Source organism: Sphingomonas canadensis (assembly GCF_026013525.1).
In the GTDB taxonomy this organism is placed as follows: Bacteria; Pseudomonadota; Alphaproteobacteria; order Sphingomonadales; family Sphingomonadaceae; genus Sphingomonas; species Sphingomonas canadensis.
The window spans coordinates 188,586-210,230 of sequence record NZ_JAPDRA010000008.1 but is presented as its reverse complement, the minus strand read 5'-3'; the positions used below and the strand labels follow the sequence as shown (position 1 = coordinate 210,230).

Annotated in this window: 16 protein-coding genes; 9 read left to right on the top strand and 7 right to left on the bottom strand. The window is 67.8% G+C overall.

Annotation, left to right across the window (positions count from 1 at the left end):
* The first annotated feature begins 76 nt into the window (after positions 1 to 76).
* Both purE and OM513_RS15760 read left to right on the top strand, forming a co-directional pair.
* Positions 77 to 559 (top strand): 5-(carboxyamino)imidazole ribonucleotide mutase, encoded by a 483-nt coding sequence (gene purE, locus OM513_RS15765; protein ID WP_264945538.1) that lies wholly within the window; start codon positions 77 to 79, stop codon positions 557 to 559.
* Positions 556 to 1,620 (top strand): 5-(carboxyamino)imidazole ribonucleotide synthase, encoded by a 1,065-nt coding sequence (locus OM513_RS15760; RefSeq protein WP_264945537.1) that lies wholly within the window; start codon positions 556 to 558, stop codon positions 1,618 to 1,620. Before purE ends, OM513_RS15760 begins: the two co-directional genes overlap by 4 nt.
* Before the next feature lie 229 nt (positions 1,621 to 1,849).
* Here the strand turns inward: OM513_RS15760 and OM513_RS15755 are convergent, their stop codons facing one another.
* The 3 genes from OM513_RS15755 to OM513_RS15745 all read right to left on the bottom strand — a co-directional run bounded on the left by OM513_RS15755 (position 1,850) and on the right by OM513_RS15745 (position 7,961).
* The gene (locus OM513_RS15755; RefSeq protein WP_264945535.1) at positions 1,850 to 4,342 is read right to left on the bottom strand and encodes an SIR2 family protein; all 2,493 of its coding nucleotides are present in this window, start codon (positions 4,340 to 4,342) and stop codon (positions 1,850 to 1,852) included.
* Positions 4,343 to 4,749: 407 nt separating this feature from the next.
* Entirely contained in the window at positions 4,750 to 5,049 is a 300-nt protein-coding gene (locus tag OM513_RS15750) for a hypothetical protein (RefSeq protein WP_264945533.1), read from the bottom strand.
* A 17-nt stretch (positions 5,050 to 5,066) separates the two neighbouring features.
* Complete coding sequence (locus OM513_RS15745) at positions 5,067 to 7,961, bottom strand: M16 family metallopeptidase (RefSeq protein WP_264945532.1); 2,895 nt, start codon at positions 7,959 to 7,961, stop codon at positions 5,067 to 5,069.
* 155 nt (positions 7,962 to 8,116) lie between these two features.
* On the opposite strand from OM513_RS15745, the gene OM513_RS15740 reads away from it, so the two are divergent.
* The gene (locus tag OM513_RS15740; protein ID WP_264945531.1) at positions 8,117 to 9,748 is read left to right on the top strand and encodes a M20/M25/M40 family metallo-hydrolase; all 1,632 of its coding nucleotides are present in this window, start codon (positions 8,117 to 8,119) and stop codon (positions 9,746 to 9,748) included.
* A gap of 30 nt (positions 9,749 to 9,778) precedes the next feature.
* Here OM513_RS15740 and OM513_RS15735 read toward each other — a convergent pair whose 3' ends face one another.
* Together OM513_RS15735 and OM513_RS15730 are read right to left on the bottom strand one after the other, a co-directional pair.
* Positions 9,779 to 11,914 carry an acylase gene (locus OM513_RS15735; protein WP_264945530.1) on the bottom strand — a complete coding sequence of 712 codons (2,136 nt, stop codon included), beginning with the start codon at positions 11,912 to 11,914 and terminating at the stop codon, positions 9,779 to 9,781.
* 358 nt (positions 11,915 to 12,272) lie between these two features.
* Positions 12,273 to 14,612: a TonB-dependent receptor gene (locus OM513_RS15730; RefSeq protein WP_264945529.1), complete on the bottom strand. Its 2,340-nt coding sequence runs from the start codon at positions 14,610 to 14,612 to the stop codon at positions 12,273 to 12,275.
* Between the two features lie 268 nt (positions 14,613 to 14,880).
* Between OM513_RS15730 and clpB the strand changes: the two genes are divergently transcribed.
* The 4 genes from clpB to ruvB all read left to right on the top strand — a co-directional run bounded on the left by clpB (position 14,881) and on the right by ruvB (position 19,734).
* Entirely contained in the window at positions 14,881 to 17,457 is a 2,577-nt protein-coding gene (gene clpB / locus OM513_RS15725) for an ATP-dependent chaperone ClpB (RefSeq protein WP_264945528.1), read from the top strand.
* 200 nt (positions 17,458 to 17,657) lie between these two features.
* The gene (ruvA, locus tag OM513_RS15720; protein ID WP_264945527.1) at positions 17,658 to 18,254 is read left to right on the top strand and encodes a Holliday junction branch migration protein RuvA; all 597 of its coding nucleotides are present in this window, start codon (positions 17,658 to 17,660) and stop codon (positions 18,252 to 18,254) included.
* A gap of 70 nt (positions 18,255 to 18,324) precedes the next feature.
* Positions 18,325 to 18,576 carry a ribbon-helix-helix domain-containing protein gene (locus tag OM513_RS15715; protein ID WP_264945526.1) on the top strand — a complete coding sequence of 84 codons (252 nt, stop codon included), beginning with the start codon at positions 18,325 to 18,327 and terminating at the stop codon, positions 18,574 to 18,576.
* 132 nt (positions 18,577 to 18,708) lie between these two features.
* Positions 18,709 to 19,734 carry a Holliday junction branch migration DNA helicase RuvB gene (ruvB, locus tag OM513_RS15710; RefSeq protein ID WP_264945525.1) on the top strand — a complete coding sequence of 342 codons (1,026 nt, stop codon included), beginning with the start codon at positions 18,709 to 18,711 and terminating at the stop codon, positions 19,732 to 19,734.
* On the opposite strand, the gene OM513_RS15705 is transcribed toward ruvB, so the two are convergent.
* Positions 19,735 to 19,938 carry a helix-turn-helix transcriptional regulator gene (locus tag OM513_RS15705; RefSeq protein WP_264945524.1) on the bottom strand — a complete coding sequence of 68 codons (204 nt, stop codon included), beginning with the start codon at positions 19,936 to 19,938 and terminating at the stop codon, positions 19,735 to 19,737. It lies immediately after the preceding gene.
* Positions 19,931 to 20,383: a hypothetical protein gene (locus tag OM513_RS15700; RefSeq protein ID WP_264945523.1), complete on the bottom strand. Its 453-nt coding sequence runs from the start codon at positions 20,381 to 20,383 to the stop codon at positions 19,931 to 19,933. The genes OM513_RS15705 and OM513_RS15700 overlap by 8 nt, the downstream gene beginning before the upstream one ends.
* 113 nt (positions 20,384 to 20,496) lie before the next feature.
* On the opposite strand from OM513_RS15700, the gene OM513_RS15695 reads away from it, so the two are divergent.
* Positions 20,497 to 20,943, top strand: a complete 447-nt coding sequence (locus tag OM513_RS15695; RefSeq protein ID WP_264945522.1) for a YbgC/FadM family acyl-CoA thioesterase — start codon at positions 20,497 to 20,499, stop codon at positions 20,941 to 20,943.
* Between the two features lie 8 nt (positions 20,944 to 20,951).
* Entirely contained in the window at positions 20,952 to 21,641 is a 690-nt protein-coding gene (tolQ, locus tag OM513_RS15690; RefSeq protein WP_264945521.1) for a protein TolQ, read from the top strand.
* The last annotated feature ends 4 nt before the right edge of the window (positions 21,642 to 21,645 follow it).

Below are 21,645 nucleotides of genomic sequence, written 5' to 3'. Positions count from 1 at the left end.
GGGGGCGGTCCGCGGCAATGGCTTGCCCTTCCCGTCACCGGCCACTAGGAACCCCATTCCTAGCGGAACCGGGGATATGAGCGCACCTCTCGTCGGCATCATCATGGGCAGCACTTCCGATTGGGAGACGATGCGCCATGCCGCCGAGAAGCTGGAGGCGCTCGGCGTCCCGTTCGAGACCAGGGTGGTTTCCGCCCATCGCACCCCGCAGCGGCTGTACGATTACGCAAGCGGCGCGGCCGCGCGCGGGCTGAAGGTGATCGTCGCCGGGGCCGGCGGCGCGGCGCACCTGCCCGGCATGGCGGCGTCGATGACGCACCTGCCCGTGCTGGGCGTGCCGGTGGAAAGCCACGCGCTGAAGGGCATGGATAGCCTGCTCTCCATCGTCCAGATGCCGGGCGGCGTGCCGGTGGGTACGCTGGCCATCGGCAAGGCGGGGGCGATCAACGCGGGGCTGATGGCGGCGGCGATCCTGGCGCTGGGCGATCCCGCGCTGAGCGAGCGGCTCCAGGCCTGGCGCGCGCAGCAGACCGCGGGCGTGGCGACCGATCCCGAATGACGCCGCTGCCGCCGGGATCGACGATCGGTATCCTCGGGTCGGGACAGCTCGGCCGCATGCTGGGGGTGGCGGCGGCGCAGCTCGGCTATCGCATCCATGTGTTCGCGCCGGAGCCGGGGCCGGCGTGCGACATCGCATCAGCCTTCACCCATGCGCCCTACACCGACACGGCGGCGCTGATCGCGCTGGCCGATGCGTGCGGCGTCGTCACCTATGAGTTCGAGAATGTGCCGGTGGAGCCGCTGCGCGCGATCGCGGCCAAGGTGCGCCCCGGCCTGCGCGCGCTGGAAGTGGCCCAGGCGCGGGTGGACGAGAAGAGGTTCGTGCGCGCCCTGGGCGGACGCACCGCGCCCTTCGCCGCGGCGGGATCGCCCGCGGAGCTGGCCGCCGCGCTGGCCGAGGTGGGGCTGCCCGCGATCGTGAAGACCAACCGCATGGGCTATGACGGCAAGGGCCAGGCGCGCGTGCCCGCGGGCGCGGCGCCGGATGCGGCGGCCGTTTGGAAGGCGATCGGCGCCCAGCCCGCGATCGCGGAGGGCTTCGTGAACTTCGCCGGCGAATTCTCGCTGATCCTGGCGCGCGGGGCGGACGGGCGGACGGCCAGCTATCCCGCCGTCGCCAACGTGCATGAGGGCGGCATCCTGCGCACCAGCACCGCGCCCGCCGCGCTGTCGCCCGCCACCGCCGAAGCCGCGCGCGCGCTGGCGATCGAGGTGGCCGACGCGCTCGACTATGTCGGCGTGCTGGCGATCGAGTTCTTCGACACGGCCGAAGGCCCGGTGTTCAACGAGATGGCGCCGCGCGTCCACAACAGCGGCCACTGGACGATCGAGGGGGCGGAAACCTCTCAGTTCGAGAACCATGTCCGCGCGATCTGCGGCTTGCCGCTCGGCCCCGCGACGCTCACCGGCGCGCGCGTGACGATGGAAAACCTGATCGGCGCCGATGCGGACCGCTGGCACGATATCCTCGCCGATCCCGGCGCCCACCTGCACCTCTACGGCAAGCACGAGGCCCGCCCGGGCCGCAAGATGGGCCACGTCACCCGCGTCACGCGCTGAAGACCTCGGCCGGTGCTTGATGGGCGGATTGCGGGGGCATGCGGCATGGCCGCCAGGGGGACGATCGGGTAGTTTGCAGACCCGCGTGCCGTAACCGCTTTCGTTCCGAGGTTGGACAGCGCCGTGCCGGCGGCTGTGCGCCCTAAATGCGGCCGTTCAGTAGGATTCGTCCGAATGCCCGAAAGTTGCGGTCGTTCAGGTGCTGAGAAATGTTCGCAACGATCTACGTTCAACCTGTCATGTCGAAGTGTCTGCGCTCGTAGTTGCGCACGGCCTTCGCTGTGTCGTCGTCTCCCATCCGGTCGGCCGCTACCTTTAGTGCCTTAAAAGCCCTGTCGAATGCCGAGCTGTCGCCAGTCCTCTTCAGGAGTTCCAAGCCCACGTCGCAATAGGCCGAAAGTACGTGTCGGTTGGTGTCGAAACGGCTTGCCGAGCCGGCGGCTTGAGATTCTGCTTTCCGGAGGATGACGACGCGGTCCTCATCCATGAGGCCAGGCGTATAGAGTGCGCGAGCGAGCAGCAGGACGATGCGATAGCGGGCAACCGGCCCGTCGGTGTGCAGGTCGGTCTCGAACACCCGGATTTCGGTCTCCGCTAGATCGAACTTATCTAGATCGATGAGGTTGCGGATGAGCCTGTGCCTTGGGATAGGTTCGCCCGGCGCGATGGAGATGAGTTTGCGGAGGAGCCGATTCTGCACTTCCTTGTCAGGGATGCTGGGCAGGCCGGTGTCGAGGTTGCACATCTCGTTGATGGAATTCCGCTCGATCCGATACGTCGGCGAAAGGCTGTCGATGACTCGGTCGAATAGCTCGACCATCGATGCCTGATCGGAGAATTTATATTTCGCGATGATGCCAGCGATGACCTTGTGGCGCACCTTCCAGCCATAGATACCAAAGCGTTCGGAAATGTCATATTCGGACAGCACATCCACAAGGTTACCGAGCGCTGCGCCCACCATCCCGGCCGAGATGCTCGTCAGTCTCAGCACTAGCTGGCGATGGACACGGATTCCGGCATGCTCCATGGCGGCTACTAGTCGGTAAATCTCCTGATCGTCGGTCCGGAGTTGCGCGTATTCGCGCAGGATGATGTCGTCGAACTTCTCCTGCGCGAAGATGTTGCGCAGGCAGACAAATGCGTCGGCTTCGCATTTGTCGGTGAGACGCCGTCGCTTTTCCTGATACGAGAATCCCGAGAATGTGCCCTCAACCAGCGGCTTGATGCTGTTATCGCTTGAGACGAGCAAAATGAGGCGATCGATCTCCTGACTATTCAGTTTGCTCAGCCCGATCTCGGCGAGATTTTTTGAGAAGTGAACTGACTTGGTCCGGTACTGCCATTGTGAGCGTCCCGACGTCACGAGCAGACGTAGCGACGTGATGCTGTTGGCGAAGAGTTCGTCGGCGATCCTGTTGAGCGAGGTCAGGTGAAGGTGCGCATCATCGACGTAGAGCAGCGCCTGCCTGCCGCTTGTCTGCAGTGCGTGCGCTGCGGCGATCCATTCGTCGGCGGGGAGTTCGAAGTCGGTTTTATGTTCCCAGCAGCGCCAGCCCAGCTTTTCCAGTTGGACTGCGACTTGCCTAGCGGCGGTCGTCTTTCCGACGCCGCTGGCCCCGATGATGGCGGCGAACTGCTTGTTTGCCGCACCAAACATCGAAGCAATGTTGTTGGCGGCGGTTCGTGTGAAGGTGAGATCGCCCGCCACGTCGGCGTAGGTCGCCGGCCGGCCATTGAACATGGCGACGGCGTTTGGCGGCAATACGGCCAGCGAATGCGAAACATCGACCGTAATCGTGCTCAGAACCTGAGAGTCCTGCACCGGATCATCGGACGACGAGTGGACGAGAGCGGCTGCGGGCCCCTTAGCGGTGAGCGCTGCCGAAAATTCGTCGATCCCGCCGAACGCAATGCGTATGCCGCGTGCTTCGAACAGCTTCGCGCGGGCTTCGTCGCGCTGGTAAAGGACCAGGAAGACCGCACCACCGGCTCCCCCCATCTTGGCCTGGATCGCGATCACGCGATCGACGACGGCCTTGATGTCCGGATCGGACAGCGAATAGCCGATGATGATCAGATCGCCGCCCGCCATGTCGGCCGCGAGCCGATTGAACAGGAACTCGCGATACTCGGCCGTGCGATCATAGTCGCCCTGAGTGACAATCATTCGGCTTTTGTGGCCGTCGACAATGTCGTGACCGATCGTGCCGTGGATTTTGAATATTGGCTGCGAGTCCGGCGCGGTGTGCTTCGAGAAATCGTAGTTCGTCGTAACCACGTGGGTCGCTTGGGCGCGGATCTGGTAACTGCGCTCTAGCAGCTCGTCGTAGTTGGTCGTGTATATTGCTCGCCACTTGTAGAGCGGGATGTTTAATATCCCTCCAGTGGGATTAGGACGGGGGAAGCGCTGTCGAACTAGCTCGATGAGAGGCTGGCGGCCGTGTTCGAGCTCAGCCAGCTCAGCGACCTCGGCTAAGGAGAAGCCATCGGTGGCAACCTTGAATTTCGTCGTGATCGCTTCGACTAAATCTGCCGCGCTTGGCGATCCCGATGGTATCGACGAGCCTGCGCCGAAGAATAGGATGGTCCGCGTAGGATCCAAGTTCTGTACTAAGCGATCGAGTTCGATTGTCACTGATTCCCCCTGGCCGACGCGGGGACTAGCACGGTTCAGGCGCGAAGAGCGCTGCCACTCCGGTCCGGTCGAGCCGATATTCATAGCGCCATTCGCGGCGCAATCGATCCGAAATTTAATGATTTCTTCGTTTTGACAGCGATTATTAGGGGGCATCCACAGTCACGAACCAGCCCCGCCGATCATGATTTTGCCGATCGGGCAACACACTTGCCTCCGAGCCTTGTCGTGCTGCGTAGAGATCTACTCGGGCTGTGCTGACAGCGCAGTGTGTGGACGTCGCAATTCGACGTCAGCTTTGCCTACTTCGAGTCCGCGAAGCCGTCAGTCCGCCGCCAGTCCAATACCGGTCGAAACGGCAGCCCCCGCAATGCCCTCCCACCAATAGCGGCAACCAGCCCATCAGCCTCGCAACCAACAATCGCCCAAGAAAAAGGCCCGCCTTCCCGGTCAGGAAGGCGGGCCGGTTCTTTTCCGGCGATGGCCGTGGCTCAGGCGCGGGTGCCGGTCAGTGGGAAGCTGCCGAAGGCGCCGGCGGTCACGGTGCCGCTGATGCTGTCGCCGTCCACCTTCGCCTCGAAGGTGAGCGTCATCGGCATCGGCACGGTGATGTCGAACGAACCCGACAGCGTGTCGCCGTCAAGCTTGCCGTTCTTGATCTCCGTGGTGCCCATCGCGCCCGCATAGGTGCCGGTGAAGCTGCCGCCGTCGCTGGCGATCGTCAGCGTCGCCGCCTGATCGCCCATCGGGGATTTGGTCACGGTGTTCCAGTTGCCGTCGACGTTCGCCATTGTCTTCTCTCCTGCGTTCAGTTCGCCGCCGGTTTCGCCGGTGCGCCGGCGGGCGGCGTTGCGGCAATCACCTCCACGGGCAGCCCCAGGCTGTCAAGCTGCGGACGCACCTTGGCAGCATCGCCCACGACGACCCATACGAACTTCTTCGGATCCAGCGCACCGCGCAGCGCGGCGTCCAGCCCGGTGCGGGTGAAGCCGCGATAGCGCTGGGCGATGGTGTCGTAATAATCGTCGGGCCGGCCGAACAGATCGTTGGTCTGCATCGCGCCCAGCACCGCGCTGGCGGTTTCGAAATTGCCGGTCAGCTCGCGCACCGATCCGGCGATGGTGCGGTCGAATTCCGGCTCGGTCAGCCCCTCGGTGGTCAGGAAGGCGCCGATCACCTGCTGGAGCGAGGCGATCGCCGCGCCGGTCTTGTCCGCCTGCACCGGCGCGTTGATGACATAGGGTACGGCATTCTCAAGCCGGTCGAAACGGCCGCGCGCGCCATAGGACCAGTGCTTGTTCTCGCGCAGATCCATGTTGATGCGCGACAGGAAGTCGTCGCCCAGCACATCGTTGGCGGTCAGCACGGGCAGCAGGTCCTGCTGCGCGCGCAGCGCGGTGAGCTGGCCGCCGACGATCACCGACTGGGGCGAATCGGGCCGGTCGACCAGCACGATGCGCGGGGTGGCCTGGGCCGCGGCGACGTCGAACGCCTTCACGCCCGCGGCGCCCGTGCCCGTCCAGCCGCCGAACCGCTTCTCCAGCGCCGCCTTCACCTGTTCCATCGGCAGATCGCTGACGACGAAGATCTTGAGCTTGTCGGGCCGGATCCACGCCTGGTGGAACGCGATCAGGTCGTCGCGGGTCAGCTTGGCCACCGCGGCCGGATCGCCCGATCCCGCCGCCAGCTTCGCATAGGGCGAGCCGGCGCCATAGAGCAGCGGCGGCAGCGCGCGCTGGGCGAGCCCGCCCGGATCGGTCTTCTCCGCCGCAATCTGGGTCAGCAGCGTCTGGCGCAGGCGATCGACCTCGCCGGGAGCGAAGGCCGGGTTGCGCACCACGTCCGCCAGCAGGTCCAGCGATCCCGCCAGGTTCGGGCTGGGGGTGGAAAGCCACACATTGGTGCGATCCGCCGATCCGCCGGTGCCGATCGATGCGCCCAGCCGCTCGCGCGCCTCCGCCAGCGCGTTGGAATCGAGCGTGGCGGTGCCCTCTTCCAGCAGTGACAGCATCAGGTTCTGCGTGCCCAGCGCGCCCGCCGGGTCGGCCGCGGTGCCCGCGTCGAAGCTCATCGAAACGCGCGTCACCGGAACGGCGCTGCGGTTGGCGTAGACCAGCTCGATCCCGTTCGACAGCTTGGCGCGGGTCACGTCCGGGAAGTCCAGGTCCTTGATGTCGGCGACGCCGGGCATCTCGCCGCGCGTGCCCTGCACCTTGGCGGGGGCGGGGGCCTCCTGGCCGGCGGCGGCGGGCTTCTTCGCGGGGGCGGTGGCCTCGACATAGGCGTCTCGTGTGCCGGGGACGACCATCACGGTGACCGGCGGGCGGGTGAGCCACTTCTGCGCGGCGGCCTTCACCTCGTCCGGGGTGATCGTCGCGGTGCGCTGAAGCTGCTTCTTGTAGAAGCCGGGATCGTTCGAATAGAGCGCGCCCGAAGCCAGGGCGACCGCCTTGCCGCCGAAGCCGCCGACCGATTCGAAGCCGCTGATGCGCCCCGAGACATTGGTGGTGGCGACGCGCTTCACCTCATCATCGGTCGGGCCGTTGGCGATCAGATCGGCGAGGATCTCATCCAGCCGCTTGGCCACCGCCTCGGGATCGGCGCCGGGCTTCACCACCGCCTGCACGGTGAAGATGCCGAGCTGCGCCATCGACTGGACGCCGGCCGAAACCTGCACCGCCGACTTTTCCTGGCGCACCAGCACATTGTCGAGCCGCGAGCTGGCGAGCCCGCCGAGCACGCTGGCGAACACGTCGAGCGGAACCGCTTCCGGATCGTTCAGCCCCGGCACCACCCAGGTGCGCAGCACCAGCGTGGCGGCCACGCGGTCCTTGATCACCGCCGTCTTGGCCTCGGCGATCTGGGGGATTTCCACCTTGGGGGCCACGCTTTCCGGCCCGCTGGGGATCGCGCCGAAATATTTCTCGACGAGCGGGCGCGCCTCCTTGGCGTCGATGTCGCCGGCCAGCACCAGCACCGCGTTGTTCGGGCCGTAATGGCCGCGGAACCAGTTCTTCACATCGTCCAGGCTGGCCGCGTCCAGGTCCGCCATCGATCCGATGGGGGTGTGGCCATAGGGGTGGCCCTTGGGGAACAGCTCCTCCAGCACCTTGTAATAGACGAGGCCATAGGGGCGGTTGTCGCCCTGGCGCTTTTCGTTCTGGACGACGCCGCGCTGCTCGTCGAGCACGGCCTGGTCGATCGCGCCGAGCAGATAGCCCATGCGGTCGCTTTCCAGGAACAGCGCGCGGTCCAGCGCGGCGCGCGGGACGGTCTCGAAATAATTGGTGCGATCGAAGCTGGTCGTGCCGTTGAAATCGGTGGCGCCGACCTGCTTCAGCGGCTCGAAGAAGTCGCCCGGCGCGTTCTCCGATCCGTTGAACATCAGATGCTCGAACAGGTGCGCGAAGCCCGACTTGCCGTCCGGCTCATGCTTGGAGCCGACGTCGTACCAGGTCGATACGGCGACGATCGCCGCCTTGCGATCGGTATGCACGATCACGCGCAGCCCGTTGGGCAGCGTGAACTCCTCATAGGGGATGTCGACGCGCTTCACGAGATCGGCGACGGGCGCCGGAGCGGAGGACTCGGCGGCGGGCGCGGTGCTCGACGCGCTGGCAACGTTGCCGGTGCCGGGCTGCGAACAGCCGGCCACCGCGAGCGCGAGCGTCGCCGCGCCGCAAAGGGAAATGAAGGATCGCATGGATGGGGAACCCCGGAAAAACATTCTGGATGGCGCGAACATAGCGGGACGCGATGGCACCGCAAGCGGCTGTTCTGGCCGCTAGGCGTTTCCGGTGAATTTCAGTAGCGTCGGCGCACGGAAGACCGGAGACCCATTCCCCGATGCGCAAACCCATGATCTTTGCGGCGCTCTCGCTGGCGCTCGCCGTCACCCCCTTCGCCGCCCAGTCGCAGACCGCAGCGACGGCGCCGTCCTTCAGGCCCGAAGCGGTCAAGGCGCATGTCGAGTTCCTGGCGGACGACCTGCTCGAAGGGCGCAACGCCGGCACGCGCGGCTATGAGATCGCGGCGCGCTATGTCGCCACGCGCTTCGAGGCGCTGGGGCTGAAGCCGGGCGGGGCGGACGGAAGCTGGTATCAACAGGTGCCGCTGGCCGAATTCCGCATCGATCTGGACAAGCCCGCCACGGTGAAGATCGGCGCCAGGACCTTCGAATATGGCACCGACATGCTGGTCGGCGCCGCGCCGCGCGCGGGGGTGGAGACCGTCAGCGGCGGCACGGTGTTCGTCGGATACGGGCTGCGCGACGATTATGCGGGGCTCGACGTGAAGGGCAAGTTCGTGGTCGCGCTGACCGGCATGCCCAAGGGCTTCACGCCCGAACAGCGCGCCGCCGCCCAGGCCGACGACAAGCTGGTGCTGGCGAAGGAGAAGGGCGCGGTCGGCCTGATCTCGCTGGTGACGCCGGATGCGGTGGTGGACGGCTATCCCTGGGCCGCGGTGATGGACTTCACCGCCAGCCCGCGCGCCACCTGGATCGGCCCGGACGGCATGCCCGCGGGGCAGGAGGGACAGGTCGCGCTGCAATTCTATGTGAAGGGGGAGGCTGCCGCGGCGCTGTTCGCGGGTTCGCCCAAGACCGCCGATCAGATCTATGCCGAGCTCAAGCAGCCCGGCGCCCGCCCCGGCGGCTTCGCGCTTGCCGCCACGCCCAGCCTGACGCGCACCAGCATCTCCAAGAGCTTCACCAGCCCCAATGTGCTGGGCGTGCTGCCCGGTTCCGATCCGGCGCTGGCCAAGGAATATGTCGTGCTCTCCGCCCACCTGGACCATGACGGCCGCAACGACGGGCTGCCGGGGGACGACAAGGTCTACAACGGCGCGATGGACAATGCCGCGGGCATCGCGACGATGCTGGAGGTCGCGCGCGCCTTTGCCGAAGGCGGCAAGCGTCCGCGCCGCTCGATCCTGTTCGTCGCGCTCACCGCGGAGGAGGACGGGCTGCTCGGGTCCGATTACCTGGCCCATTATCCCACGGTCGGCGCCGGGCGGATGGTGGCCGATGTGAACCTGGATATGCCGGTGCTGCTCTACGACTTCACCGATGTGGTGGCGTTCGGCGCGGAGCATTCCACGCTGGGGCCGATCGTGGCGCGCGCCACCGGATCGGTAGGCGTGAAGCTGGCGCCCGATCCGATGCCCGAGGAGAATCTGTTCGTCCGCTCCGATCACTACAGCTTCGTCCAGAAGGGCGTGCCCTCGGTGTTCCTGATGACGGGTTTCGCCAACGGCGGCGAGGCAGCGTTCCGCGGCTTCCTGGCACACACCTATCACACCCCGGCCGACCAGGCGGACCAGCCCGGGTTCAACTGGGCGGCCGGCGCCAAGTTCGCGCTGATCAACTATCGCATCGCGCGCGAGATCGCCGACGCCGAACAGGCGCCGCGCTGGTACGAAGGCAATATGTACGGCGATCGCTACGCCCCCGGCCAGCCGCGCGCGAAAAAGGCGCCCGACGCTCCCTGAGCGGGCTGGTGCCGCCGAAACGGACAGCCCCTACGGCCGGTACCGCCGCTCGATATTGCCCTTCAGCGCTTCGCGGGTGAACCACACCGGCTTGAACCGGTGCCCGACGAACATCTCTGCCTGATCGGCATAGTGCGGCGATTGCGGGCGCATGGACGCGCCGAAGGGCTGGATCGATTCCGATCGCACCCGCCCGTCGCGGCCCCACACCACCCATTGGATGAAGCTGTCGCCATGGCGGATCGCCAGCCGCCCACCGGGCAGCTCGTCATAGCTGGTGGCGGCGCGCAGCGTATCGGGGCCGCCGTCCATCGGCAGGTCCAGCGCGCCGCGGCGCAGCCGGATCAGGTCGCCCAGCGGCATCTCGATCCGGCCGAAATGCTTCTCCAGATATCCCGCCGCCTCCGCCAGCACGGCGCGCGGATCGGGCCGCGGCTTGCGCTCGTAATGCCAGCGGTTGGGGTTGCGCAGGATCGAATAGGCGAGCGCGTCGGCCGGCCCCTTGCCGTCGAAGTTCCAGTCCCACCGCGCCAGCAGCGCCTTCGCCCGCGCCACCAGCGGATCACCCTTCGGGTCCACCGCCAGCAGGTCCGCATACCAGCGGCCGAGATAGCCCGCGCGGCTCACCCCGGTATCGAACTTGATCGCGCGCAGATCGGCGTCGCTGATCGAGGGATCGGCGGCCAGCAGCTCGATCGCGCGGGTGCCGCGGTTGGTGGTGTCGGTCTCCACGCCCAGCAGCGGCGGCCAGTCCCCGGGCTGCAGCTCATAGCCCTCGCCCGCGGCCTGCCAGGGCGTGTTGTTGGCGTTCTGCAGGAAGCCCGATCCCGGGTTGATGTTGCGCGGCACCGAAGACCACAGGACGGTGCCGGGGTCATAGGCGCGCGACGTATCGCCGGGCAGCACCCTGGAATAGTCGAACCCCGGTTTCCGGTTGGGGAAGGCGGCGTTGTAGAAATAGGCGATGTTGCCGGCCGCGTCGGCATAGATGAAGTTGGTTCCGGGCACGCCCTGGATCGCCATCGCGCGCTGCCATTCGCCGAAGCTGCGCGCGCGGTTCAGCCGGTAATATTGCTCGACCATCTTCAACTGGTCGGCCCCGCCATGGCGCAGCGCATAGGCGCCGGACTTGTTGACCACCACCGGGCCCTGAACCGCGCGATAGACAGTGCGCGGCACCGGCAGCACGAACGGCCCGAACAGCCGCACCGGCAGCCAGACCGTGTGCTTCTCCAGCGGCTTCCACTGCCCGTCGTAGCGATAGCGTTCGCCGTCGCCGTCCAGCACCAGCTTGTAGACGTCGATCATGTCGGGGCGGTTGACCGTGTTGGTCCAGCCCAGCGTCTCGTTGTGCCCCAGCAGCGGATAGGGGGCGCCCGGGAAGGTGGCGCCCGCGAAGTGCCAGCCGGCCTCTGACTGGACCACCAGCTCGTACCAGGCGACCGCGCCGTTCCACGGCTGGTGCGAGTTGGAGACGAGCCGGGTGGCGCCGTCCTCCGAACGCTTCGGCGCGATGGCGAAGGCGTTGGATCCGGCCTGTTCCGGCTCGGGGCCGAGGGGGGTGAAGTTGGGGGCGTCGGGCTTTGGCCCGGCGCTTTCGACGGGCAGCGGCTTGTCACCGGTCAGCGCGCGCAGATAGCCGTCGAGCCCGAAGAAGAAGGGCGATCGCACGACGAACCCGGTCGCCACATCCTCGCCGTTGACCGGGAACAGCTTGGCCAGCTTCACCTCGGACGGGTGCTTCTCGGCATAGCGGTTCAGCCCCGCGGCATAGCCGTCGAGCAGCGCGCGCACATCGGCGGGCTGCTTGCGATAATCGCGTTTCACCGTCTCGCGCGCGCCCAGCAGCGCCACGACATAGTCGGTCGCCGCGCCTTCCTGTCCGGTGATCGCGCCCAGCCGCCCGCGCGTCATCGCCAGCACCTGCTGCAGCGTATCGAAATCGTCCTCGGCATGGGCATAGGCGATGCCATAGGCGACGTCCGGATCGGTCTTGCCGAAGATGTGCGGCACGCCGAAGCGATCGCGCACGATCTCCACCGAATAGGCGCGCGCGGGCGGCGGCGCGGCGGCGGTGGCGAACAGCGGCTCCCAAATGGCGAGGCCGGTCGCGACGAGCGCGAGCAGCCCGATCAGGGGCAGGCCGATGCGGCGGACCCACTTCATGCGCGGCCCGGCGCGGCGGCGATCGAAGACATCACCCGGCTCTCCCCCCCCTGATTCCGGCCTCGGCCGGGGCGGGAGACTAGCGCAATTGCGCGGCGGGCCAAAAGGCCATCCCGGCACAGGCCGGAACCCGGCGCCGCAATTGCTGTCCGATGCGGCGGCGGGCTCCGGCCTGCGCCGGGATGGAGGCAACGGGCGGACCCCGGAGGCGGGGGCAAACCTCCCCCGGGGCCTCTTTCCGCCCGATATAAGGCGGTTCTGTTGCGGTGCCGGCCCGCTCCCCCCACCCGGCCACCCAGCGGCAGTATCGTGTGGGTGGCCGGGCGGGGGAGCCGGCCGGCACCGATCCAGAGCGGCTCTAGAACCCGGTCTTGAGCGTCAGCAGGAACTGGCGCGGCGCACCCACCATCAGCGTCTGGTTGTCGCCGCGGTTGCCGAAGCCGTTGGTGCCCATCGTCGAGACATATTCCTCGTCGAACAGGTTGGTGACGCTGCCCTGAAGCTCCAGGTTCGCGCCCGCGACGGAGACGCGCGCGCCGACGCTCAGGTCGAACAGCACCCGGCCGTCCACCGACTGGTCGTTCTCGTAGGTGAAGTAGCGGCGGCTGATGTAGTTGCCCGAAAGCTTGCCGAAGAAGATCTCGCCGTCATAGGCGATCTCGCCCTTCACCAGGCTCTTGGGCGCGTCCACCACGGTCTTGCCCTTGGTCGCGGCGATCAGCGTGCCCACCGGGTTGCGCACATCGTCGCGATAGGTCGAGTCGTTGTAGCTGTAGGACAGATAGGCGCTGAAGCCCTGGCCCAGCCGCACCTCGCCCGCCGCCTCGAAACCGAGCGAGCGGACCGAGCCGACGTTCTGAAGGATCGCCGGGTTGCCGACGATGCCCGCGCCGGTGGTCTGCGCCAGCAGCCGGTTGCGGAAATCGACGTAATAGGCGGCGACCAGGCCGTTGAAGCTGCCGTTGCGGAAGCGCGCGCCCAGCTCATAGGTGTCCGATTGCTCGGGCTTGAGCGCGCCCAGCGCGTTGAAGCCGGCCTGGGTGGTGGCGAAGGGGCCGGTGGTCGCGGCCGAGGTGAAGGCGCGCGTCACCTGGGTGAAGCCGCCGAACAGCTCCGCCTCGGGCATGAACTTCCACGCGAAGCCGGCGTGCGGCTGGAACCAGTCGGTCACCTTGATCTTGCCGCTGGCGAGGCTGCCCGCCACCACCGGATCAGCGGTGTTGCGCACGTCGAAGCCCTTCCAGCCCAGCGTCAGCGTCAGATCGCCGAAGCTCAGCTTGTCCTCGACATGATATTGGAAGGTCTTGGTGTTGTACTGGAACTCCCACTGCGTCGCGAGCGGGTTGCTCTGGAACTCCAGGCTGTCGCGCGTCGATGCGGTGCGGCTCGACAGGCCATAGAAGCGGCGGGCCTGCAGGAAATCATTGTTCTCGTACCAGGCGCCGACGGTCACCTCGTTGAAGCCGAAGGTGCCGCCCACGCTGCCGAACACGCCGGTGCGCTCGATGTCATATTCGGTGGTGCGCACCGTCAGCGGCGCGCCGCCCGGCGTCGCCACATAGGGGGTGTACCACAGGCCCTGGCCATGGTTGTCGTGGTAATAGCCCTTCAGCGCGAAGCGGACCGGGCCGCCGTTGCTCTCCACGCCCAGCGAGGCGAGCCAGTCGCGGCGCAGGCCGGCGGCGTCGTAATAGGCGTCGTCGAGCGAGGCGATGGGCGACGGGAAGACCGTGCCCGCGCCCGGATTGGTCGGCGCCAGGCCGGTGATGTCCGACAGCCCGTCGGCGCCGGGCAGGCCGGTGGTGTTGTTGAAACCGTCGATATTGTTGGCGATGTCCGCCAGCCGCACCGCGAGCGCATAGTCGCCCGAGATATTGTCCCAGTCATAGCCGAGGCGGTTGAGCATCCCCAGCGACAGGTCCTGATAGTCGTTCTCGCGGCGATCGGAGAAGGAGAGCGTGCCGGTGATGTTCACCGGCCCGGCGGGGACGACGCCCTTGGCGTTGACCTGGGTCGTGCGCTGCTCGCCCACGCCCTTCCACTTGTCCATGTTCGAATAGAGGCCGGAAACCCACAGCCGCGGGCCGTTTTCGACCAGTGCGCCGGTGTCGATGCGGCCGAACAGGCGCACGGTGTTCTCGGTGCCATAGGTGCCTTCGACGTTCACGCCGAAATCCTGCGAGGGATCGCGCGAGAAGAATTCCAGCGTGCCGCCCAGGTTGTTGGTCGCCTGGGTCCCGATCGATCCTGCGCCCTGCGACACGCGGACCTCGCCCACATTCTCGCTGGTGATCGCGCGGCTGATGTGCAGGCCGTTGACGTTGCCATAGCTCGCGTCGCCCAGCGGGATGCCGTCCAGCGTGAAGCCGAGCTGGTTCTGGTTGAAGCCGCGGATCGAGATGCGCTCCGCCCATTCATAGGCGCCGAACGGGTCCGCGCCCTGGAAGTTGACGCTGGGCAGCTTTTCCACCGCCTTCAGCGGGCTGGTGCCCGGCGCCAGCTCGGCGATGTCGTCGGCGCCCAGGCGCTGCACCTGGCGCGATTCGCCCTGGCCGATGACGACGATCTCGGTGCCCTCGTCCGCGGCGGCCGGCGCCTCGGCTTCGGTCGCGGGGGCGGCATCGCCCGGAGCGGCATGCGCGGCACCCGCGGCAAGCATCGACGTGCCCGCCAGCAGGCAGGCGACCCAGTTACGCATTCTCTATCCCCTTATGTCCGGAGACTCGGGGGCGGATGTGCCCCCCGTCGCGGCGGCCGCTAGCCGCTGTGCATTGCAACAATCGGCAGCTTCGGTTGCAGTTCGGCGGCGCCTGGATGACCGATCCGGGGCGGTGCGGCGGACGCCGGGGAATGCGCGGTTGGCGGCGGCGGCGCGGTTTCGGTAAAGCTACGAATTGCGCGCATTGCGGCCCTTGTGTTGCGGATATGCAACACTATCTGAGGCGGGCAAGGAAACAGGGACGACCATGAACCTCGAAAAGTTCACCGACCGCGCCAAGGGCTTTCTCCAGTCGGCGCAGACCGTTGCGATCCGCATGAGCCATCAGCGGATCAGCCCCGAACATATGCTGAAGGCGCTGCTCGAGGACGAGCAGGGCATGGCCAGCGGGCTGATCCAGGCGGCCGGCGGCGACGCCAAGCGCGCGCTGGCCGAGACCGACGCCGCGCTGGCCAAGGTGCCCGCCGTCTCCGGCGGCGGCGCGCAGCAGACGCCCGGGCTGGATAACGATGCCGTGCGCGTGCTCGACCAGGCCGAGCAGGTGGCGCAGAAGGCGGGTGACAGCTTCGTCACGGTCGAACGGCTGCTGCTCGCGCTCGCGCTGTCGTCCGGCGCGGCCGGGCGGGCGCTGTCCGCCGCGGGCGCGACGCCGCAGAACCTGAACGCCGCGATCGAGAAGCTGCGCCAGGGCCGCACCGCCGACACCGCGGGCGCCGAGGACCGCTATGACGCGCTCAAGAAGTTCGCCCGCGACCTGACCGAGGCCGCGCGCGACGGCAAGCTCGATCCCGTCATCGGCCGCGACGAGGAGATCCGCCGCACCATCCAGATCCTGGCGCGGCGCACCAAGAACAACCCCGTGCTGATCGGCGAGCCCGGCGTCGGCAAGACCGCGATCGCCGAGGGCCTTGCGCTGCGCATCGCCAACGGCGACGTGCCCGATACGCTGAAGGACCGCCGCCTGATGGCGCTGGACATGGGCGCGCTGATCGCGGGCGCCAAATATCGCGGCGAGTTCGAGGAGCGGCTGAAGGGCGTGCTGGACGAGGTGAAGGCCGCCGAGGGCGACATCATCCTGTTCATCGACGAGATGCACACGCTGATCGGCGCGGGCAAGACCGAAGGCGCGATGGACGCGGGCAACCTGCTGAAGCCCGCGCTGGCCCGCGGCGAGCTGCACTGCATCGGCGCGACCACGCTCGACGAATATCAGAAATATGTCGAGAAGGACCCGGCGCTCCAGCGGCGCTTCCAGCCCGTGTTCGTCGGCGAGCCGACGGTGGAGGACACCATCTCCATCCTGCGCGGGCTGAAGGAGAAGTATGAGCTGCACCATGGCGTTCGCATCACCGATGCGGCGATCGTCAGCGCGGCCACGCTCTCCAACCGCTACATCTCCGACCGGTTCCTGCCCGACAAGGCGATCGACCTGATGGACGAGGCCGCGAGCCGCATCCGCATGGAGGTGGAGAGCAAGCCCGAGGAGATCGAGACGCTCGACCGGCGCATCATCCAGCTCAAGATCGAGCGCGAGGCGCTGAAGAAGGAAACCGACGCCGCGTCGAAGGACCGGCTGGCCGCGCTGGAGGCCGATCTGGCCAATCTGGAGCAGCAGTCGAGCGAGCTGACCGGCCGCTGGCAGGCGGAGAAGGACAAGATCCACGCCGAGGCGAAGCTGAAGGAACAGCTCGACGCCGCGCGGCTGGAGCTGGAGCAGGCGCAGCGCACCGGCAACCTGGGCCGTGCGGGCGAGCTTTCCTATGGCGTGATCCCCCAGCTCGAAAAGCAGATCGAGGAGGCCCAGGCGACGACCAAGGGCGCGATGCTGCGCGAGGAGGTGACCAGCGACGATATCGCCGCGGTGGTCAGCCGCTGGACCGGCATCCCCGTGGACCGGATGATGGAGGGCGAGCGCGAGAAGCTGCTCCATATGGAGGAGGCGCTGGGCAAGCGCGTGATCGGCCAGGCGGACGCGGTGAAGGCCGTGGCCACGGCCGTGCGCCGCAGCCGCGCCGGGCTCCAGGACCCCAATCGTCCGCTGGGCAGCTTCCTGTTCCTCGGCCCCACGGGCGTGGGCAAGACCGAGCTGACCAAGGCGCTGGCCGAATTCCTGTTCGACGACGCGGGCGCGATGGTGCGCATCGACATGAGCGAGTTCATGGAGAAGCACGCCGTCGCCCGGCTGATCGGCGCCCCTCCGGGCTATGTCGGCTATGAGGAAGGCGGCGTGCTGACCGAGGCGGTGCGGCGCCGCCCGTACCAGGTCGTGCTGTTCGACGAGGTGGAGAAGGCGCACGGCGACGTGTTCAACGTGCTGCTCCAGGTGCTCGACGACGGGCGGCTGACCGACGGGCAGGGCCGCACGGTCGATTTCTCGAACACGATCATCATCATGACCTCCAACCTGGGATCGCAGTTCCTCACCAACCTGGCCGACGGCCAGCCGGTGGAGAGCGTGGAGCCGCAGGTGATGGAGATCGTGCGGGCGCATTTCCGGCCCGAATTCCTCAACCGGCTGGACGAGATCATCCTGTTCCACCGGCTGGGCGCGGAGCATATGGCGCCGATCGTCGATATCCAGGTCGCGCGGCTGGGCAAGCTGCTGGCCGAGCGCAAGGTGAAGGTGGCGCTTTCGGATGCCGCGCGCGCGTGGCTGGGCCGGGTGGGCTATGATCCCGTCTATGGCGCGCGGCCGCTGAAGCGCGCGGTGCAGCGCTATCTTCAGGACCCGCTGGCCGACATGATCCTGCGCGGCCAGGTGAAGGACGGCAGCACCGTGACGGTGGACGAGGGCGACGGCGCGCTGGCGCTGACCGTGGCCTGACCGCCGGAGCCCGGGCGGGCCATGCGCCTGCCCGGGCCGCCGCGTCCGCCGTGGGGCGGATTTCGCTTTCCTGTGCGGCGATGTTCTGCTTACGTACCGGCCGTGCGTTCGCTGCCTTCCTTGCCCGAGCCCTGCGGCTGCCGCCGTGCGAAGGCGCGCGCGCTTCCGGGCCTGGCCGGGCTGGCGCGGGGCCGGGCGGCATGATCGCGCATCTGCGGGGCCGCCTTGCCGCGACGGGGATCGATCATGCGGTGATCGACGTGAACGGCGTCGGCTATCTGGTCGGCGCGTCGGCGCGCACGCTGGCGGCGCTGGGCGCGGTCGACGATCTGGTGACCGTGCATACAGAGATGCTGGTGGCGGAGGATTCGATCCGCCTGATGGGCTTCGCCAGCGCCGCCGAGCGCGACTGGTTCCGCCTGCTGACCGGCGTGCAGGGCGTGGGCGCGAAGGTGGCGCTCGCGATCCTCTCGGTCCTGTCGCCGGAAGAGGTGCAGACCGCCATCGCCCGCGCCGATTCCGCGATGATCGCGCGCGCCAACGGCGTGGGGCCGAAGCTGGCCCAGCGCATCGTCAACGAGCTGAAGGACAAGGCGGGCGGCATCGCGCTGGGCGCGGGCGGCGCGGCGGCGGCGCCTGTGGCCGGCGCCTCGGCGGACGCGGTCTCCGCGCTGATGAACCTGGGCTTCAAGCCCGCCGAGGCGAACACGGCGGTGAACGCCGCCAACGACGAGCTGGGCGCGGGCGCGACGCTGGACGCGCTGGTCCGGCTGGCGTTGCGGAAGGCGGCGCGGTGATGCGCCCTGCCGGCCGCGCTGCCTGCCCCGCCGCATTGGCGGCCTCCGGCAATGGGAGTATATTCCCGGCATGACCTATCACACCCTCTCGTTCCCGCCCGCGCTCCAGGCCTGGGTCGATGCGCGCATCGCAGAGGGGCGCTATGCCGATGTCGCCGATTATCTGCGCGACCTGGTCCGCCGGGACCGGGAATATGCTGCAGAGGATCGGCGTTGGCTGAAGGCGATGATCGACGAGGGTTTGGCATCCGGCATCGTCGATGCGGAGCCGGAAGATGTGATCGACGCCATCCTCGCCGAGGATCCGGACCTGCGTGACTAGGCTGAAGATCGCAGGGGCCGCGCGGCAGGATCTTTGGGACATTCGCCTTGCCCGTTTGGCGGGTGACGCGATGCCACTTGTGCGCATCCTCCATCACAGCCGCGACGCGGCATCCGAGCTTCGGCAGCCGCGATGACCGAAGACCGCCTTCTCACCCCCGATCGCCGGGCCGATGATGTCGATGCCGCGCTGCGCCCCAAGTCGCTCGGCGAGTTCGTCGGGCAAAAGGCCGCGCGGGAGAATCTGCGCGTGTTCATCGATGCCGCGCGGGCGCGGGGCGACGCGCTGGATCACGTCCTCTTCTTCGGCCCGCCGGGGCTGGGCAAGACCACGCTGGCGCAGATCATCGCGCGCGAGATGGGGGTGGGGTTCCGCGCCACCTCCGGCCCGGTCATCGCCAAATCGGGCGATCTCGCCGCGCTGCTGACCAATCTGGAGGACGGCGACGTCCTGTTCATCGACGAGATCCACCGGCTGGCGCCCCAGGTGGAGGAGGTGCTCTATCCCGCGATGGAGGATCGCGCGCTGGACCTGATCATCGGCGAGGGGCCGTCGGCGCGATCGGTGCGGATCGATCTGCCGCGATTCACGCTGGTCGGCGCCACCACGCGCCAGGGGCTGCTCACCACGCCGCTGCGCGACCGTTTCGGCATCCCGGTGCGGCTCAACTTCTATACGGTGGATGAGCTGGAGAAGGTGGTCACCCGTGCCGCCGGGCTGCTCGATCTGGGCATCGCCCCCGATGGCGCGCGCGAGATCGCCCGGCGCGCGCGCGGCACCCCGCGCATCGCCGGGCGGCTGCTGCGCCGCGTGCGCGATTTCGCGAACGTGCTGGGCGAGGCGGTGGTCCATGCCGGGGTGGCGGACCAGGCGCTCAACCGGCTGGAGGTCGACGCGCTGGGGCTGGACGCGATGGACCGGCGCTATCTGACGATGATCGCCGACATCTATCGCGGCGGCCCGGTGGGGGTGGAGACGCTGGCCGCCGGCCTCTCCGAACCGCGCGACACGATCGAGGAGGTGATCGAGCCCTATCTCATCCAGATCGGCATGATCGCGCGGACGGCGCGGGGCCGCTGCCTCAATGCGGCGGGCTGGAAGCACCTGGGCCTCGATCCGCCGCAGGGCGCGCAGGACAGTCTGTTCGACGCCGGCTGATCATCCGGGCAGGAAGAACAGCGCCTCCACCGGACGGTCCAGCGCCCGCGCGATGCGCAGCGCGATCACGGTGGAGGGCACGAACACGCCATTCTCCACCGTGTTGATCGTCTTGCGCGATACGCCGACGCGCGCGGCCAGCTCGGCCTGGGTCCAGCCGCATTCCTCGCGCGCGGCGCGGATGTTGTTGCCCAGCTCAGGCATCGCGATAGGCGCGCCGTTCGAGCAGGCCGAAGCGGATCAGCGCCGATGCGATGCCGGTGCTGAGCACCACATGCAGCGCGGCGCGCACCGGCACCGGCTCGAACATCGCGGCCACATACAGCGCCACCGCCGCCAGCATCGCCAGCAGAAAGCCCAGCGCCAGCGCGTCGGCGCGGTTGGCGCGCGTCACCTCGTCGTTCATCAGCGCGCGCACGGCCCGGCGCTTCACCCAGTATCCGCCGCTCCACAGCGCGGCGATCAGCACCAGCGTCAGCATCAGCCACGCCGAAACGCGCACCCACTCCACCATCCGCTGCGGCTGCCCCGCGTCGGGATGGGCGAAGAACACCATCTGCTGGAACAGGAAGATCGCCGACAGCGCGGGCCACATCCGCGCGCGGCGCCGGCCCAGCATCTCGGCTTCGGCCAGGTCGTTCGTGTTCATCCCCGGTCTCCCTGATGTAACCTTCGGGTTACAAGTAACCTAAGGGTTACATGAACGCAAGCCCGTCCGTTTGTGGCCTTCCCAGCGCCCCGTTCCGCGGCTAACCGGCTGGCATGGACGGCAACGCCCCCCTCGGCCGCTTCGCCGGCGTGGAACATCTTTTCGTCCTGCGTGTCTATTTCGAGGACACCGATCTGACGGGGGTGGTCTATCACGCCAACTATCTGCGGTTCATGGAACGGGCGCGCTCCGATATGCTGCTCGCCGCCGGGATCGACCAGCGGACGGCGCAGGAGGGGGGCGAGGGGGCCTATGCGGTGCGCGGGCTCGCCATCCAGTATCGCGCTCCGGCGCGGCTGGGCGACGAGCTGACGGTGGCCAGCCGGGTACTCAGCCTCAGGCCTGCCGCGGTGGTCGTTCATCAGAGAGTCATGCGCGGCGGGACGATATTGAGCGAGGCGGAAGTCGAGGCGGTGTTCGTCTCCCCCTCGGGCCGTCCGCGGCGCCAGCCGGCCGAATGGCTGACGGCATTCGAGCCGCTGGTCACCAAGGGAGACTGAACAGGATCATGGATTTCTGGAATACCGACCCCGCCAGCATGTCGCTGATATCGCTGATCGTGCATGCCCATTGGCTAGTGCAGGCGGTGATGGCCGGGCTGTGCCTGGCCAGCCTGTGGAGCTGGGCGATCATCATCAGCTTCGGCTTCCGCCTGGCCGCCACACGCAAGGACATCGACCGGTTCGAGGACGATTACCGTGAGGCCGACGACATCGACGAGTTCCACCGCCGCGCCGCCGGGCGCGACCAGCCGATCGCGCGCGTCTTCGCTGCGGGCGTCACCGAATGGCGCCGCTCGACCGCGGGCAAGAGTATCGATCGCGAAGGTACGCGCGAGCGGCTGGCCACCACCATGGGCGCCACCATCGCCAACGAGATCGACAAGCTGGCGGACCGGCTGAACTTCCTCGCCACGGTGGGTTCGGTCGCGCCCTTCGTCGGCCTGTTCGGCACCGTCGTCGGCATCATGAACAGCTTCACCAGCATCGCGCGCGAACAGAATTCGTCGCTCGCGGTGGTGGCGCCGGGCATCGCGGAGGCGCTGTTCGCCACCGCCATCGGCCTGTTCGCGGCCATTCCGGCGGTGATCGCGTACAACCGCTTCAGCCACCGCATCAACCGCATCGAGGCGCGGCTCAATCGCTTCGCCGACGGGTTCCACGCCACGCTCAGCCGGCGGCTGGAGAGCGAGGCGTAACGGC